Origin of the sequence: Streptomyces sp. SS1-1, from assembly GCF_008973465.1 — a bacterium.
In the GTDB taxonomy this organism is placed as follows: Bacteria; Actinomycetota; Actinomycetes; order Streptomycetales; family Streptomycetaceae; genus Streptomyces.
Genome location: NZ_WBXN01000004.1, coordinates 6,082,761 through 6,097,237 on the forward strand (window position 1 = coordinate 6,082,761; position 14,477 = coordinate 6,097,237).

The following is a 14,477-nucleotide window of genomic DNA, read 5'->3' on the forward strand; positions in this document are numbered from 1 at the left end:
ATGCGCTTCCGGCACCCCGACGGCTCCACCGTCCACCTCGCCTACTGCACCAACGTGCACCCGGCGGAGACCCTGGACGGCGTCCTCGCCCAGCTGCGCGACCACTGCGAACCGGTCCGCCGACGCCTCGGACGCGACCGCCTCGGCATCGGCCTGTGGCTCGCCAGGGACGCCGCCCGGGCCCTCGTCTCCGACCCGTCCGCGCTGCGCGGACTGCGCACCGAACTCGACCGGCGCGGCCTGGAGGTCGTCACCCTCAACGGCTTCCCCTACGAGGGCTTCGGCGCCGAGGAGGTCAAGTACCGCGTCTACAAGCCGGACTGGGCCGACCCCGAACGCCTGGAGCACACCACCGCCCTCGCCCGCGTCCTCGCCGGACTGCTGCCCGACGACGTCACCCGCGGCACCATCTCCACGCTGCCCCTGGCCTGGCGGACCGCCTACGACGACCGGCGCGCCGAGACTGCTCGCGCGGCCCTCGCCACCCTCGGGGAACGCCTCGACGCCCTCCAGGACCTCACCGGCAAGGACATCCGCATCGGCCTCGAACCCGAACCCGGCTGCGTCGTCGAGACCACCGGCGACGCCCTCGCCCCGCTCGCCGCCATCGGCCACCCCCGCATCGGTGTCTGCGTCGACACCTGCCACCTCGCCACCTCCTTCGAAGACCCGCACACCGCCCTGGACGCCCTCACCACGGCCGGTGTCCCCGTCGTCAAGTCCCAGCTGTCCGCCGCGCTGCACGCGGAGGACCCGCACCTCCCCGAGGTCCGTGAAGCGCTCGCCGCCTTCGACGAACCCCGCTTCCTGCACCAGACCCGCGTCGCCACCGCCGCCGGACTGCGCGGCACCGACGACCTCGGCGAGGCCCTCACCGGTGACGCCCTGCCCGACGCCTCGCCGTGGCGCGCCCACTTCCACGTACCGCTGCACGCCGCGCCGGCGGCGCCCCTCACCTCCACACTCCCCGTCCTGAAGTCCGTACTGACCCGGCTGGCCGGCGGACCGAAGCCGCTCACCCACCACCTCGAGGTCGAGACGTACACCTGGCAGGCCCTGCCGCCCGAGCTGCGGCCGCGCGCCCGCAATCAGCTCGCCGACGGCATCGCCGCCGAACTCACCCTCGCCCGCGATCTGCTGACCGACCTCGGCCTGAAGGAGCTGCCATGACCGAGCGACCCGCCCCGGCCACCCGGCCCGGCGATCCCTCCGGCGCCACCGGCCGCCCCACACCGCTCCTCGTCCTCGACGTCGTCGGCCTCACCCCCCGTCTCCTGCACCACATGCCTCACCTGAAGCGGCTCGCCCAGTCCGGCTCCCAGGCGCCGCTCGGCACCGTCCTGCCCGCCGTCACCTGCGCCGCCCAGTCCACCTTCCTCACCGGCACCCACCCGTCCGAGCACGGCATCGTCGGCAACGGCTGGTACTTCCGCGAGCTCGGCGACGTCCTGCTGTGGCGCCAGCACAACGGACTGGTCTCCGGCGACAAGCTGTGGGACGCCGCCCGCCGCGCACACCCCGGCTACACCGTCGCCAACATCTGCTGGTGGTACGCCATGGGCGCCGACACCGACATCACCGTCACCCCCCGTCCCGTCTACTACGCGGATGGCCGTAAGGAACCCGACTGCTACACCCGGCCCCCCGCCCTGCACGACGAACTCACGGAGAAACTGGGCACCTTCCCGCTGTTCCACTTCTGGGGCCCCGGCGCCGACCTCGTGTCCAGCCGCTGGATCATCGACGCCACCCGGCACGTCATGCGGACCCGCGACACCGACCTGACCCTGTGCTACCTCCCTCATCTCGACTACGACCTGCAGCGCTTCGGCCCCGACGACCCGCGCTCCCTGAAGGCCGCCGCCGACCTGGACGCGGCCCTCGCCCCGCTCCTCGACGACGCCCGCGCCCAGGGCCGTACCGTCGTCGCGCTCTCCGAGTACGGCATCACCCGCGCCGACCGGCCCGTCGACATCAACCGGGCCCTGCGCCGCGCCGGACTGCTCGAGGTGCACACCCAGGACGGCATGGAGTACCTGGACCCGATGGCGTCCCGGGCGTTCGCCGTCGCCGACCACCAGATCGCGCACGTCTACGTCCGCCGGCCCGAGGACCTCGAGGCGACCAGGGAAGCCCTCGAGGGCCTGCCCGGCATCGACCAGCTCCTCGACGACGAGGGCAAGAAGGCCCACCACCTCGACCACCCGCGCTCGGGCGAACTCGTCGCCGTCGCGGAGCCCGACGCCTGGTTCACGTACTACTACTGGCTCGACGACGACCGCGCGCCCGACTTCGCGCAGCTCGTCGAGATCCACCGCAAACCCGGCTACGACCCGGTCGAGCTCTTCATGGACCCCCTCGACCCCTACGTCAAGGTCAAGGCCGCGACCGCGCTCGCCCGCAAGAAACTCGGCATGCGCTACCGCATGGCGGTCGTGCCCCTGGACCCCTCACCTATTCGAGGCAGCCACGGCCGCCTCCCCGCGAGCGACGACGACGGTCCGCTCCTCATCTGCTCCACCCCCCGCGCTGTCGGTGACCGCGTCGCGGCCACCGACGTCAAGCAACTCCTGCTCCGGCTCGCCGGACTCGGCTGACACCGCACCACGCACGGCCGCCGAAATCCGACTACCGAGAGTGAAACACACGGCACTGACAACGGCCGGTCCCGGCGCCATCGGCACCGGCCACGACCGAGAAGGCAGGGCACCCGTGACCCCGTACAACGACCCCAGCACCCCAGCCGTCCCGCTCGGCGACACCCCCGACGAGGCGCTGCGCCGCAGCCTCGGCGTGGGCCGGCGCCGCTTCCTGAGCACCTGCACCGCCGTGGCCGCCGGAGCGGTCGCCGCCCCCGTCCTCGGCGCCGCGCCGGCCCTCGCCCAGGGCAGAGACCACGGCCACGGACCAGGCCACGACCACGGCCACGATCACGGCCGTGGCCAGGTGCTCGTGCCGCCCCACAAGCGCGGCATCATCCTCTACACCGTCCGGGACGCCACGGCACGCGACCCGCTCGCCAGCGACCTGCCGTCCGGCTTCCGCGAGGTGTTCAAGCAGCTCGCCCGGCACGGCTACCGCCAGATCGAGTTCGCCGGTTACGGCCAGCACGCCAACGCCCCCGGCGGCGCGAACCTGGAGTCGGTCGAGGGCGCCCGGCTGCTGCGCCGCTGGCTCGACGAGTACGGACTGCGCGCCCAGGGCAACCACGGCTTCATCCCGTCGTCCTGGCCGCTGACCACGGCCGACAAGGACACCTTCAAGAAGCACCTGGAGATCGCCAACATCCTCGGCATGGACCACATGGGCACCGGCGGCGACCCCACCGGCAGCTCCTACCGGGCCGACTGGGACGTGGCCGCCGACAAGTGGAACGCCCTCGGCGAGATAGCCCGCCGGGCGGGTATCAAGCTGTACACCCACAACCACGACAGCGCCTACGGCTTCCTGCTCGACGGCGGCCCGCTGGACGACCAGGGCCGCCCGACCCGCAGCTCGGGCATCCGGAAGCTGGAGTACTTCCTCAAGATCACCGACCCGAAGGTGGTCTGGCTGGAGATGGACATCTTCTGGGCGCACGTCGCCCAGTACAAGTTCCACACCTACACCGCCCACGACGGCTCCACCCGCGAGAACGTCTTCGACCCGGCGGCCCTGGTCACCCGGTACAACAAGCGCTACCCGCTGTTCCACGCCAAGGACGGCGTCGTCGACACCACCAACGGCATGGGCTGGGACATGGTGCCGTTCGGCACCGGCGACATCGACTACACGACGTTCTTCTCCCGGGTCGGGCTGAGCAACTACCGCAACCCGATGGTGGAGGACGACAACTCCCCGAGCGCCACCGACCCCGCGCAGTCGCTGCGCGAGGCCAAGATCAGCTACGACAACATGGCGGCCCTGCGCAAGCGGCACCGCTGACCCCTGCACACGGACCGGGCGGCCCCTCCCGCACCATGGGAGGGGCCGCCCGGTCCGTGCGCGCCGGTGCCGCCGAGGTCACCCCTCGCCGAGCGGGCGGGGGTTGGGCGTCACCTTCTTCGTCTTCGTCCGTCCCGGCGGGTGCAGGAACAGCGCGACCACTCCGGCGAAGAGCGAGATGCCGCCCGCCAGGCTGAACGCGCCGGTGTAGCCCCACGCGGCGACGACCAGGGAGCCCATGCCCGCGCCCAGGCCGGAGACGAGCTTGGAGCTGTAGACCATGCCGTAGTTGGTGGCGTTGTTGTTCTCACCGAAGTAGTCCGCCGTCAGCGCCGCGAACATCGGGAAGATGGCGCCGCCGCCGAACCCCGAGATCGCGGAGAAGACCAGGAACAGCGGCAGGTTCTTGATCTCGGCCGACCAGATGATGCCGAACTGCGCGAGCCCCAGGATCGCGCACACGTACAGCAGGCACTGCTTGCGCCCGTACAGGTCGGAGAGCCATCCGATCACCCCGCGGCCGGTGCCGTTGACGATCGCCTTCAGCGACATCGCGGTCGCGACGATGCCGGCCGCGAAGCCCGCCTCCTCGCCGATGTCGACCTGGAAGGCTATGCCGAAGATGTTCACGCCGGAGGTGCAGGCCAGACAGAACCACATCAGCGCCACCCGGCCGGTCCTCCAGGCTTCCAGCGGGGAGTACTGCTTGACGGCCGGCGGGTTCTTCTCCAGCGAGCGCCGCGCGCGCGGGTCGTCCGGCGGGTTCAGCGGGTCCACGGAGGACGGCCACCAGTTCTTCGGCGGGTCCCGGAAGAAGAACCCGGCGACCGCCACCAGCGCGGCGAGGAAGAGGCCGGAGGAGACCAGCACCCAGCGGAAGTTGGAGCCGTCCATGTAGCCGTGGAAGATGAAGACGAACGGCACCGAGCCATAGGCGAAACCGCCGTTGACGAAACCGGTCTTGCCGCCCTTGCGCTCCGGATACCACTTGCCGACCATGTTGACGCAGGTCGCGTACACCATGCCGGCGCCCATCCCGCTGAAGACGCCGAAGCCCAGGAAGGCCAGGGCGACATGCGGCGCGAAGGCCAGCGACAGATAGCCGAGCAGCGTGCCGGCCGACCCCAGCATCATCGCCCACCGCGCGGGCAGCTTGCCGTTCTCCCGCAGCCGCCCCGCCGGGAAGGCCACCGCGGCCTGACAGAACACCCAGGCGGTCATCATCCAGTAGATGCTGTTGCTGGACCATTGGTGGGCCTGGTGCAGGGTGTCCTCCGCGGACGCGAAGGCGTACTCGGCGGACGAGATGCCCATCATGCCGACCCAGGGCAGAATCACCATCCACTTGCGTTTGCGGCCCATGATGTCGACGTCGGTCTCGCCGACACGGTAGACGCGTCCGTTCCTGTCGGTCACCTCCCGATAGGTGGCGACCCGCGTAACGTCGGTAGTAGTCACGTTGTTTGCACCCCTTGCGTCGAAAGCTCTGGCCAGCGCCCCCTGTCCAATGCCTTTCGTGCGCGCGCGGGTCCCGGGGCCGGCCGACGCGCACCGTCGGCCGGCCCCCCGCCGTGTCACCTCATGAACCGCCCTCCAGGAGTCCCGCCGCCCGCGCCCAGCGGTACTTGGCGCCCAGGACGGCCACCGGCTTCTCCGTCGTGTACGGGTACGCCACGACCCCCCGCTCGAAGAGGTACTGGCAGGCCTCCTCGACCTCCACGTCGCCCGCGAGCGACGCGACGACGGGCTTCTCGATCCCCCGCTCGCGGAACTCGGCCACCACGCGCGCGGTGAGCTCCGCGAAGACCATCGGGGGAGTGACGATGGTGTGCCAGTAGCCGAGGACCAGCGCGTGGATGCGGGGGTCCTCCAGACCGAGCCGGATCGTCGCCTCGTACGTCGACGGCGGCTCGCCGCCCGTGATGTCCACCGGGTTGCCCGCCGCCCCGAAGGGCGGGATGAACCGGCGGAACGCCTCGTCCAGATCCGGCGGGATCTCCATCAGGGACAGGCCGTTGTCCGTCACCGCGTCCGACAGCAGCACCCCGCTGCCGCCCGCCCCCGTGACGATCACGACGTTGTCGCCCCGCGGAGTGGGCAGGACCGGCAACGCGCGCGCGTACTCCAGCATCTCGTTCAGCCCGGGAGCCCGGATGACACCGGCCTGCCGGAGGATGTCGTCGTACACGGCGTCGTCGCCCGCGAGGGCCCCGGTGTGCGACCCGGCGGCCTTCGCGCCGGCCGCCGTGCGCCCCGCCTTGAGGACCACGACGGGCTTCTTCGGCACGGTCGCCCGCGCGGCCTCGACGAACGCGCGCCCGTCCTTCAGGTCCTCCAGGTGCATCGCGATGCACTCCGTGCGCGGGTCCTCGCCGAACCAGGTCAGCAGGTCGTCCTCGTCCAGGTCCGACTTGTTGCCGAGGCCCACGATCGCCGACACGCCCGTCTTCGTGGTCCGCGCGAAGCCCAGGATGGCCATGCCGATCCCGCCGGACTGCGAGGTCAGCGCCACTCCGCCCTTGACGTCGTACGGCGTGCAGAACGTGGCGCACAGGTCCTGCCACGTCGAGTAGTAGCCGTAGATGTTGGGCCCGAGCAGCCGGATGCCGTGCCGCTCGGCGATCGCGACGATCTCCTCCTGGAGCGCGTGCTCACCGGTCTCCGCGAACCCGGAGGGGATCAGCACGGCGTTCGGGATGCCCTTGCGCCCCACCTCCTCCAGCGCCGACGCCACGAACTTCGCTGGGATGGCGAAGACCGCCACATCCACCTCACCGGGTACGTCCGTGACACTCTTGTACGCCTTGCGGCCCAGGATGTCATCGGCCCGGGGGTTCACCGGATGGATGTCCCCGGCGAAGCCGCCGTCGACCAGGTTGCGCATCACCGAATTGCCGATCTTGCCCTGCTCGTTGGACGCGCCGATGACGGCGACCGACGACGGCTGCATCAGCCGGCGCATCGAGGTGAGGATCTCCGCGCGCGTGTACCGCCTGCGCTCCTTGCGTGGCGCCGAGGAGAGGATCACCCGGATGTCAGCCGCCACCGCGGCCTCCGGGGTGGCGACGACCGGGTTGAGGTCGACCTCGGCGATCTCCGGGAAGTCGGCGACGAGTTGGCCGACCCGGCGGATCTGCTCGGCGATCGCCCACCGGTCCACCGCCGCCCCGCCGCGCACCCCGCGCAGGATCTCCGCGGAACGGATCGAGTCCAGCATGGACAGCGCCTCGTCGGCGGTCACGGGCGCCAGCCGGAAGGTGACGTCCTTCAGCACCTCCACCAGGACCCCGCCCAGCCCGAACGCGACGACCTTCCCGAACGTCGGGTCGGTGACCGCGCCGACGATGACCTCCTGCCCCTTTGGCAGCAGCTCCTGCACCTGGACGCCCTCGATCCGGGCGTCCGCGTCGTACGCGCGCGCGTTGTCGACGATGCGGTGGAACGCCGCCCGGACGTCCGCCGCCCCCTCGACTCCGACGACCACCCCGCCGGCGTCGGTCTTGTGAAGGATGTCCGGGGAGACGATCTTCATCACCACCGGTCCGCCGAAACGCGCCGCGTACGCCACGGCCTCGTCGACGTCCCTGGCCAGCTCCTCGCCCGGTACGGCGATCCCGTACGCGTCGGCGATCACCTTGCCCTCGGGCGCGGTCAGCGCCGTACGGCCCTCCGCCCGCACCGCGTCGAGCAGCGTCCGCACCCTGATGACACGGTCCTCGGCCATCACTCAGATCACCCCGTTCGACTTGAGCAGGCGCAGTTCCTCGTCACCGAGGCCGAGCTCGCCGACGTACACCTCTTCGTTGTGCTCGCCGAGCAGCGGTGAACTGGTCACCTCGACGGGGGAGTCCGACAGCTTCAGCGGGCTGCCGACCGTGGTGAACTCGCCGCGCTCGGGATGCGGCACGGTGACGACCATCTCGTTGGCGACCAGCGACCGGTCCTCGATGATCTCCCTGGTCGACAGGATCGGCCCGCACGGGATGTTGTGCGCGTTCAGCCGCTCCAGCACCTCCCACTTGGGCAGCGTCGAGGACCACTCCTCGATCAGCTGGAACATCTTGCTCAGCTTGGGCAGCCGCGCCTCCGGCGTCGCCCACTCGGGGTCGTCGGCCAGCTCGGGCCGGCCGATGAGCTCACTGATCGGCCGCCAGCCGACCGGCTGCACGATGACGTACACGTAGTCGTTCGGGCCGCCCGGTGCGCACTTGACCGCCCAGCCCGGCTGGCCTCCGCCGGACGCGTTCCCGGACCGGGGAACCTCGTCGCCGAAGTCGTCGTTGGGATATTCGGGAAGCGGGCCATGGGCGAGCCGCTGCTGATCGCGCAGCTTCACCCGGCAGAGGTTGAGCACGGCGTGCTGCATCGCCACATTGACCCGCTGACCACGCCCGGTGGTCTCGCGCTGGAACAGGGCCGCGAGGATCCCCGCCACGGCGTGCACCCCCGTGCCCGAGTCCCCGATCTGGGCCCCCGTCGCCATCGGCGGCCCGTCCTCGAGGCCGGTGGTCGACATCGACCCGCCCATGGCCTGCGCCACGACCTCGTACGCCTTGAAGTTGGTGTACGGGCCGTCGCCGAACCCCTTGATGGAGGCATAGACGATCCGAGGATTGATCTCCTGGATGCGGTCCCAGGTGAACCCCATACGGTCGACCGCGCCCGGCCCGAAGTTCTCGACCATGACGTCGGAACGCCGGATCAGCTCGGTCAGGATCTCCTTGCCGCGCTCGGTCTTGGTGTTGAGGGTGATGCTCCGCTTGTTGCAGTTGAGCATCGTGAAGTAGAGGGAGTCGACGTCCGGGAGGTCGCGCAGCTGCTTGCGCGTGATGTCACCGGTCGGCGCCTCCAGCTTGACGACGTCCGCGCCGAGCCAGGCGAGCAACTGGGTCGCGGACGGTCCCGACTGCACATGCGTCATGTCCAGGACGCGGACACCTTCGAGAGCCTTGGACGGAGTACCCGTCGTGCCGGTCATACGGGTCACCTCACTTGTACATGGTCTGGTTCATGGTTCCGGGGGCGTACGCGTCGGGATCGACCCAGACGTTGATCAGCGACGGCTTCCCGGACTCACGGGCGCGCCGCAGCGCGGGGCCGATGTCGGCGGGGTCGCGGACCTCCTCGCCATAACCGCCCAGCATCTGCGCGAACTTGTCGTAGTGGACGTCGCCGAGGGTGTTGCCGACCCGCTCGCGGTCCAGGCCGTACTTCTGGGCCTGGCCGTAACGGATCTGGTTCATCGAGGAGTTGTTGCCGACGATGCCGACGAAGGGGAGGTCGTAGCGGACGAGGGTCTCGAAGTCCCAGCCGGTCAGGGAGAAAGCGCCGTCGCCGAAGAGCGCGACGACCTCCTTGTCGGGCCGCGCCTGCTTGGCCGCGAGCACGAACGGCACCCCGACGCCGAGCGTGCCGAGCGGACCCGGGTCCATCCAGTGCCCGGGCGATTTGGGCTGCACGACCTGACCGGAGAAGGTGACGATGTCGCCGCCGTCGCCGATGTAGATGGAGTCCTCGGTGAGGAAGTCGTTGATCTCGCTGACCAGCCGGTACGGGTGGATGGGCGAGGCGTCGGACCGGAGGCTCGGCAGCCGCTTCTCCAGGGCGGTCTGCTCGGCCGCGCGCAGCTCGTCCAGCCACTCCTTGCGCTTCGACGCGCCCCCGTTGACGCGCCCGGAGGCGGCCTCGGTCACCGACTTCAGCACCAGGCCGGCGTCGCCGACGATGCCGAGGTCGATGTCGCGGTTCTTGCCGACGGTGCGGTAGTCGAGGTCGATCTGCACGACGGTCGCGTCCGGCGACAGCCGCTTGCCGTACCCCATGCGGAAGTCGAAGGGCGTGCCGACGATCACGATGACGTCGGCGTTGGAGAAGGCGTACCGGCGGGACAGCTGGAAGTGGTGCGGGTCGCCGGGCGGCAGCGTGCCGCGTCCGGCGCCGTTCATGTAGGCGGGGACGTTGAGGGTGCGCACCAGCTCGACGGCCGCCTCGGTGCCCCGCGTCGTCCACACCTGGCTGCCGAGCAGGATGGCCGGCTTCTCGGCGTGCACCAGCAGGTCGGCGAGGCGTTCGACGGCCTCGGGGTCACCGGCGGAGCGGGTGGAGGCCCGGTAGGCGCCCGGCTGGGGCACCCGCGCCTTAGCCGTCGGCACCTTGGCGTCGAGGACGTCACGCGGGATCTCCAGGAAGGAGGGCCCGGGGGCGCCGTGGTAGCACTCGCGGAACGCCATCGACACCATGTCCGCGGCACGGGCCGTGTCCGGCACGGCCGCCGCGAACTTGGTGATGGGCGTCATCATGTCGACGTGCGGCAGGTCCTGAAGGGACCCCATCTTGTGCTGGGTGAGGGCGCCTTGGCCGCCGATGAGCAGCATCGGTGACTCGGCGCGGAAGGCGTTGGCGACGCCGGTGACGGCGTCGGTGGTGCCGGGCCCGGCGGTGACGACCGCGCAGCCGGGCTTGCCGGTGATGCGGGCGTAGCCGTCGGCGGCATGGGCGGCGACCTGCTCGTGACGGACGTCGACGACCTCGATGCCCTCGTCGACGCAGCCGTCGTAGATGTCGATGATGTGGCCGCCGCAGAGGGTGTAGATGCGGTCGACCCCCTCGGCCTTCAGTGCCTTGGCTACGAGATGACCACCGGAGATGACGTCCTGGGTGTCGTCGGGCATGGCGAAGTCCTGTCCCTTCGTAGGGGGTGGGAGCGTCTCGCGGTACATTGCATACAGTCGACGAATACTGTATGAACCTTGTTATCCCGCATCCGGTGGGTGGTGTCCAGGGGGCGTGCGGCACTTTCGAGTCAGGAGCCGGAATGGACCTGTACGAACACCAGGCAAGGGAACTCTTCGCAGTACACGGCATCGTGGTGCCACGGGCGGAGGTCACGGACTCCCTCAAGGAGGCCCGCGAGATCGCCCGGCGGCTCGGCGGCCGAGTCGTCGTCAAGGCACAGGTGAAGACCGGGGGCCGGGGCAAGGCGGGCGGCGTGAAACTCGCCGCGGACCCCGCCGCCGCCGAGCTCACCGCCCGTCAGATCCTCGGCATGGACATCAAGGGCCACACCGTCGGCACGGTCATGCTGGCCGAACCCGTCGACATCGAGGCCGAGTTCTACGTGTCCTATGTCCTCGACCGCGCGGCGGGTCGCTTCCTCGCGATCGCGTCCGCGGAAGGCGGCATGGAGATCGAGGAGGTCGCGGCCAACCGGCCCGAAGCCGTCGCGCGGGTCCCCGTCGACCCCGCCGAAGGCGTCACGTCGGCCAAGGCCGGCGAGATCGCCGAGGCCGCCGGACTACCGCCGCAGACCGTCGACGTCCTCGTGCGCCTGTGGCAGGTGCTGGTCCGCGAGGACGCCCTCCTCGTCGAGGTCAACCCACTCGTGCGCACCGCGCAGGGGCAGATCCTCGCCCTCGACGGCAAGGTCACCCTCGACGACAACGCCCGCTTCCGGCAGGCGCGCTGGGGCGCCGACGGCGCCGGGCACGACGACGCCCTGGAGGCGGCCGCCGCCGCCAAGGGCCTCAACTACGTCAAGCTCGACGGCGAGGTCGGCGTCATCGGCAACGGCGCCGGCCTCGGCATGTCCACCCTCGACGTCGTCGCCGGCTGCGGCGCCCGCCCCGCCAACTTCCTCGACATCGGCGGCGGCGCCTCCGCCCAGGTCATGGCCGACGGTCTCTCCGTCATCCTGTCCGACCCGGACGTGAAGTCCGTCCTCGTCAACGTCTTCGGCGGCATCACCGCCTGCGACACCGTCGCCGACGGCATCGTCCGGGCCCTGGACACCGTCCGGCTGACCAAGCCGCTCGTCGTCCGCCTCGACGGCAACAACGCCGCCCGCGGCCGGGCCATCCTCGACGCGCACGCCCACCCCCTGGTCCAGCAGGCCACCACCATGGACGGCGCCGCCGAGCGCGCCGCCCGACTCGCCGCCACCGCCTGAGGAGACATGACGACATGGCGATCCACCTCACCAAGGAGAGCAAGGTCCTCGTCCAGGGCATGACCGGCGGCGAGGGCATGAAGCACACCCGGCGGATGCTCGCCGCCGGCACGAACGTCGTCGGCGGCGTCAACCCGCGCAAGGCCGGCCGCACCGTCGACTTCGACGACCGTGCCGTCCCCGTCTTCGGCAGTGTCGCCGAGGGCATCGACGCGACCGGCGCCGACGTCACCGTCGTCTTCGTCCCGCCCGCCTTCGCCAAGGCGGCCGTCATCGAGGCCGCCGACGCCGGCATCCAGCTCGCCGTCGTCATCACCGAAGGCATCCCCGTCCACGACACCGTCGCCTTCACCACCCACGCCCGTGCGCGCGGCACCCGCGTCATCGGCCCCAACTGTCCCGGCCTCATCACCCCCGGCCAGTCCAACGCGGGCATCATCCCGCCCGACATCACCAAGCCCGGCCCCATCGGCCTGGTCTCCAAGTCCGGCACCCTCACCTACCAACTCATGCACGAATTGCGGGACATCGGCTTCTCCACCTGCGTCGGCATCGGCGGCGACCCCGTCGTCGGCACCACCCACATCGACTGCCTCGCCGCGTTCCAGGACGACCCCGACACCGAACTCATCGTGCTCATCGGGGAGATCGGCGGCGACGCCGAGGAGCGCGCCGCCGCCTACATCCGCGACCACGTCACCAAGCCGGTCGTCGGCTACATCGCCGGATTCACCGCCCCCGAGGGCAAGACCATGGGGCACGCCGGCGCGATCGTCTCCGGCTCCTCCGGGACGGCCACCGCGAAGAAGGAAGCGCTGGAGGCCGTGGGCGTACGGGTCGGCCGCACCCCCACCGAGACCGCCCGCCTCGCCATGGACCGGCTCACCACCGGCGCGTGACGTCACTCATAGTCCACGCGTGCTCACTTACGGGTGAGCCCACCCCTCGCTAGCGTCCCCCCAGCCATCTCTCCACCGCCCCCGACTGTGCACCGAGAGCGGAGACCCCTTGGCCACCACCCTCACCCTCAAATCCGGCACCTCCTGGACCGACGCCTGGCAGCGCTGCCTCGCCGTCGCCCCGGAGGCGTTCCGCGACGACCGCGTCCTCAACCTTTGGAACGGCACCTGGCAGGCGGACGGCCGCGCGCTGCCCGCCACCAGCCCCGTCGACGGCAGCCCCATCGCCGGCCCGCCCCGCCTGGACTCTGCCATCGCCCACCAGGCCGTACGCGCCTCGCTCGACCAGCACCGCGCCTGGCGGCACGTCCCCCTCGACGAACGCCGGGCCCGCGTCGCCGCCACCCTCGACGCCCTCGCCCAGCACCGCGACCTGCTCGCCCTGCTCCTCGTCTGGGAGATCGGCAAGCCCTGGCGGCTCGCGACGGCGGACGTCGACCGCGCCATCGACGGCGTCCGCTGGTACGTCGACGGCATCGAACCGATGATCGCGGACCGGGCCCCGCTCGACGGACCCGTCTCCAACATCGCCAGCTGGAACTACCCGATGAGCGTGCTCGTTCACGCAGTGCTGGTACAGGCCCTGGCGGGCAACGCGGTCATCGCCAAGACCCCGACCGACGGCGGTGTCGCCTGTCTGACCCTGGCCTGCGCGCTCGCCGCCCGCGAGGGGATCCCCGTCACCCTCGTCAGCGGCAGCGGAGGGGAGCTGTCCCAGGCGCTGGTGCGGGCGCCCGAGATCGGCTGCGTCTCCTTCGTCGGCGGCCGCGACACCGGCGCGGCGGTGGCCACGGCCGTCGCCGACCTCGGCAAGCGCCACATCCTCGAACAGGAAGGACTCAACACCTGGGGCATCTGGAACTACTCGGACTGGGACACGCTCACGGCCGTCGTCCCCAAGCTCTTCGACTACGGCAAACAGCGCTGCACGGCGTACCCGCGCTTCGTCGTCCAGCGCGAACTGTTCGACGCCTTCCTCGCCGCCTACCTGCCCGCCGTCCGCACCCTGCGGACCGGCCACCCCCTGGCGGTCGAGCAGCCCGACGACCCGTACCCGAGCCTGGACTTCGGCCCGGTGATCAACGCCGCCAAGGCCAAGGAGCTCCACGACCAGGTGGCGGAGGCGATCGACCGGGGCGCCGTCCCGCTGCACCGCGGCCGGCTCTCCGACGCCCGCTTCCTGCCCGGCCAGGACACCTCGGCATACGTCCAGCCCGTCACCCTCCTCAACCCGCCCCGGTCCTCCCCACTGCACCACGCGGAACCCTTCGGCCCGGTCGACACGATCGTCCTGGTCGACACCGAGGCGGAGCTCCTGGCCGCCATGAACGCCTCCAACGGCGCCCTGGTCGCCACGCTCTCCACCGACGACGACGCCACGTTCGCCCGCCTGGCCCCCCAGATCCGCGCCTTCAAGATCGGCCACGGCACCCCGCGCTCGCGCGGCGACCGAGCCGAACTCTTCGGCGGCTTCGGCGCGTCCTGGCGGGGCGCGTTCGTGGGCGGCGAACTGCTGGTGCGGGCGGTGACGCAGGGCCCGGCGGGGGAGAGGCTGCCGGGGAACTTCCCGGAGTACCAGCTGCTTCCCTGACAGTGGCCGCGGGAGCGACCGGCAGGGCTCCCCGGCACCCGTCCCTCCCCTGACCGGG

Annotated in this window: 10 protein-coding genes; 6 read left to right on the forward strand and 4 right to left on the reverse strand. The window is 71.0% G+C overall.

What is annotated here, in order from left to right; genetic code table 11:
- From eboE to F8R89_RS29210, 3 genes are all read left to right on the forward strand, one after another.
- On the forward strand, positions 1–1,170 hold the full coding sequence (gene eboE / locus F8R89_RS29200) for a metabolite traffic protein EboE (RefSeq protein WP_151786742.1): 1,170 nt from the start codon (positions 1–3) through the stop codon (positions 1,168–1,170).
- Entirely contained in the window at positions 1,167–2,597 is a 1,431-nt protein-coding gene (locus F8R89_RS29205; protein WP_151786743.1) for a nucleotide pyrophosphatase/phosphodiesterase family protein, read from the forward strand. The genes eboE and F8R89_RS29205 overlap by 4 nt, the downstream gene beginning before the upstream one ends.
- Before the next feature lie 115 nt (positions 2,598–2,712).
- The gene (locus F8R89_RS29210) at positions 2,713–3,924 is read left to right on the forward strand and encodes a sugar phosphate isomerase/epimerase family protein (protein WP_151786744.1); all 1,212 of its coding nucleotides are present in this window, start codon (positions 2,713–2,715) and stop codon (positions 3,922–3,924) included.
- 78 nt (positions 3,925–4,002) lie between these two features.
- Here the strand turns inward: F8R89_RS29210 and F8R89_RS29215 are convergent, their stop codons facing one another.
- From F8R89_RS29215 to F8R89_RS29230, 4 genes are all read right to left on the reverse strand, one after another.
- On the reverse strand, positions 4,003–5,382 hold the full coding sequence (locus F8R89_RS29215) for an OFA family MFS transporter (RefSeq protein WP_192806265.1): 1,380 nt from the start codon (positions 5,380–5,382) through the stop codon (positions 4,003–4,005).
- A 121-nt stretch (positions 5,383–5,503) separates the two neighbouring features.
- On the reverse strand, positions 5,504–7,648 hold the full coding sequence (locus tag F8R89_RS29220; protein ID WP_151786745.1) for an acetate--CoA ligase family protein: 2,145 nt from the start codon (positions 7,646–7,648) through the stop codon (positions 5,504–5,506).
- Positions 7,649–7,651: 3 nt separating this feature from the next.
- Positions 7,652–8,902, reverse strand: a complete 1,251-nt coding sequence (frc, locus tag F8R89_RS29225) for a formyl-CoA transferase (RefSeq protein WP_151786746.1) — start codon at positions 8,900–8,902, stop codon at positions 7,652–7,654.
- A gap of 10 nt (positions 8,903–8,912) precedes the next feature.
- The gene (locus tag F8R89_RS29230) at positions 8,913–10,595 is read right to left on the reverse strand and encodes a thiamine pyrophosphate-binding protein (protein ID WP_151786747.1); all 1,683 of its coding nucleotides are present in this window, start codon (positions 10,593–10,595) and stop codon (positions 8,913–8,915) included.
- 143 nt (positions 10,596–10,738) lie between these two features.
- On the opposite strand from F8R89_RS29230, the gene sucC reads away from it, so the two are divergent.
- The 3 genes from sucC (at position 10,739) to F8R89_RS29245 (ending at position 14,419) form a co-directional block, all read left to right on the forward strand.
- Positions 10,739–11,869, forward strand: coding sequence for an ADP-forming succinate--CoA ligase subunit beta (sucC, locus tag F8R89_RS29235; RefSeq protein WP_151786748.1), 1,131 nt, complete (start codon positions 10,739–10,741; stop codon positions 11,867–11,869).
- A gap of 14 nt (positions 11,870–11,883) precedes the next feature.
- Complete coding sequence (sucD, locus tag F8R89_RS29240; protein WP_151786749.1) at positions 11,884–12,768, forward strand: succinate--CoA ligase subunit alpha; 885 nt, start codon at positions 11,884–11,886, stop codon at positions 12,766–12,768.
- Positions 12,769–12,877: 109 nt separating this feature from the next.
- Positions 12,878–14,419 (forward strand): aldehyde dehydrogenase family protein, encoded by a 1,542-nt coding sequence (locus F8R89_RS29245; protein ID WP_151786750.1) that lies wholly within the window; start codon positions 12,878–12,880, stop codon positions 14,417–14,419.
- Positions 14,420–14,477: the final 58 nt, after the last annotated feature.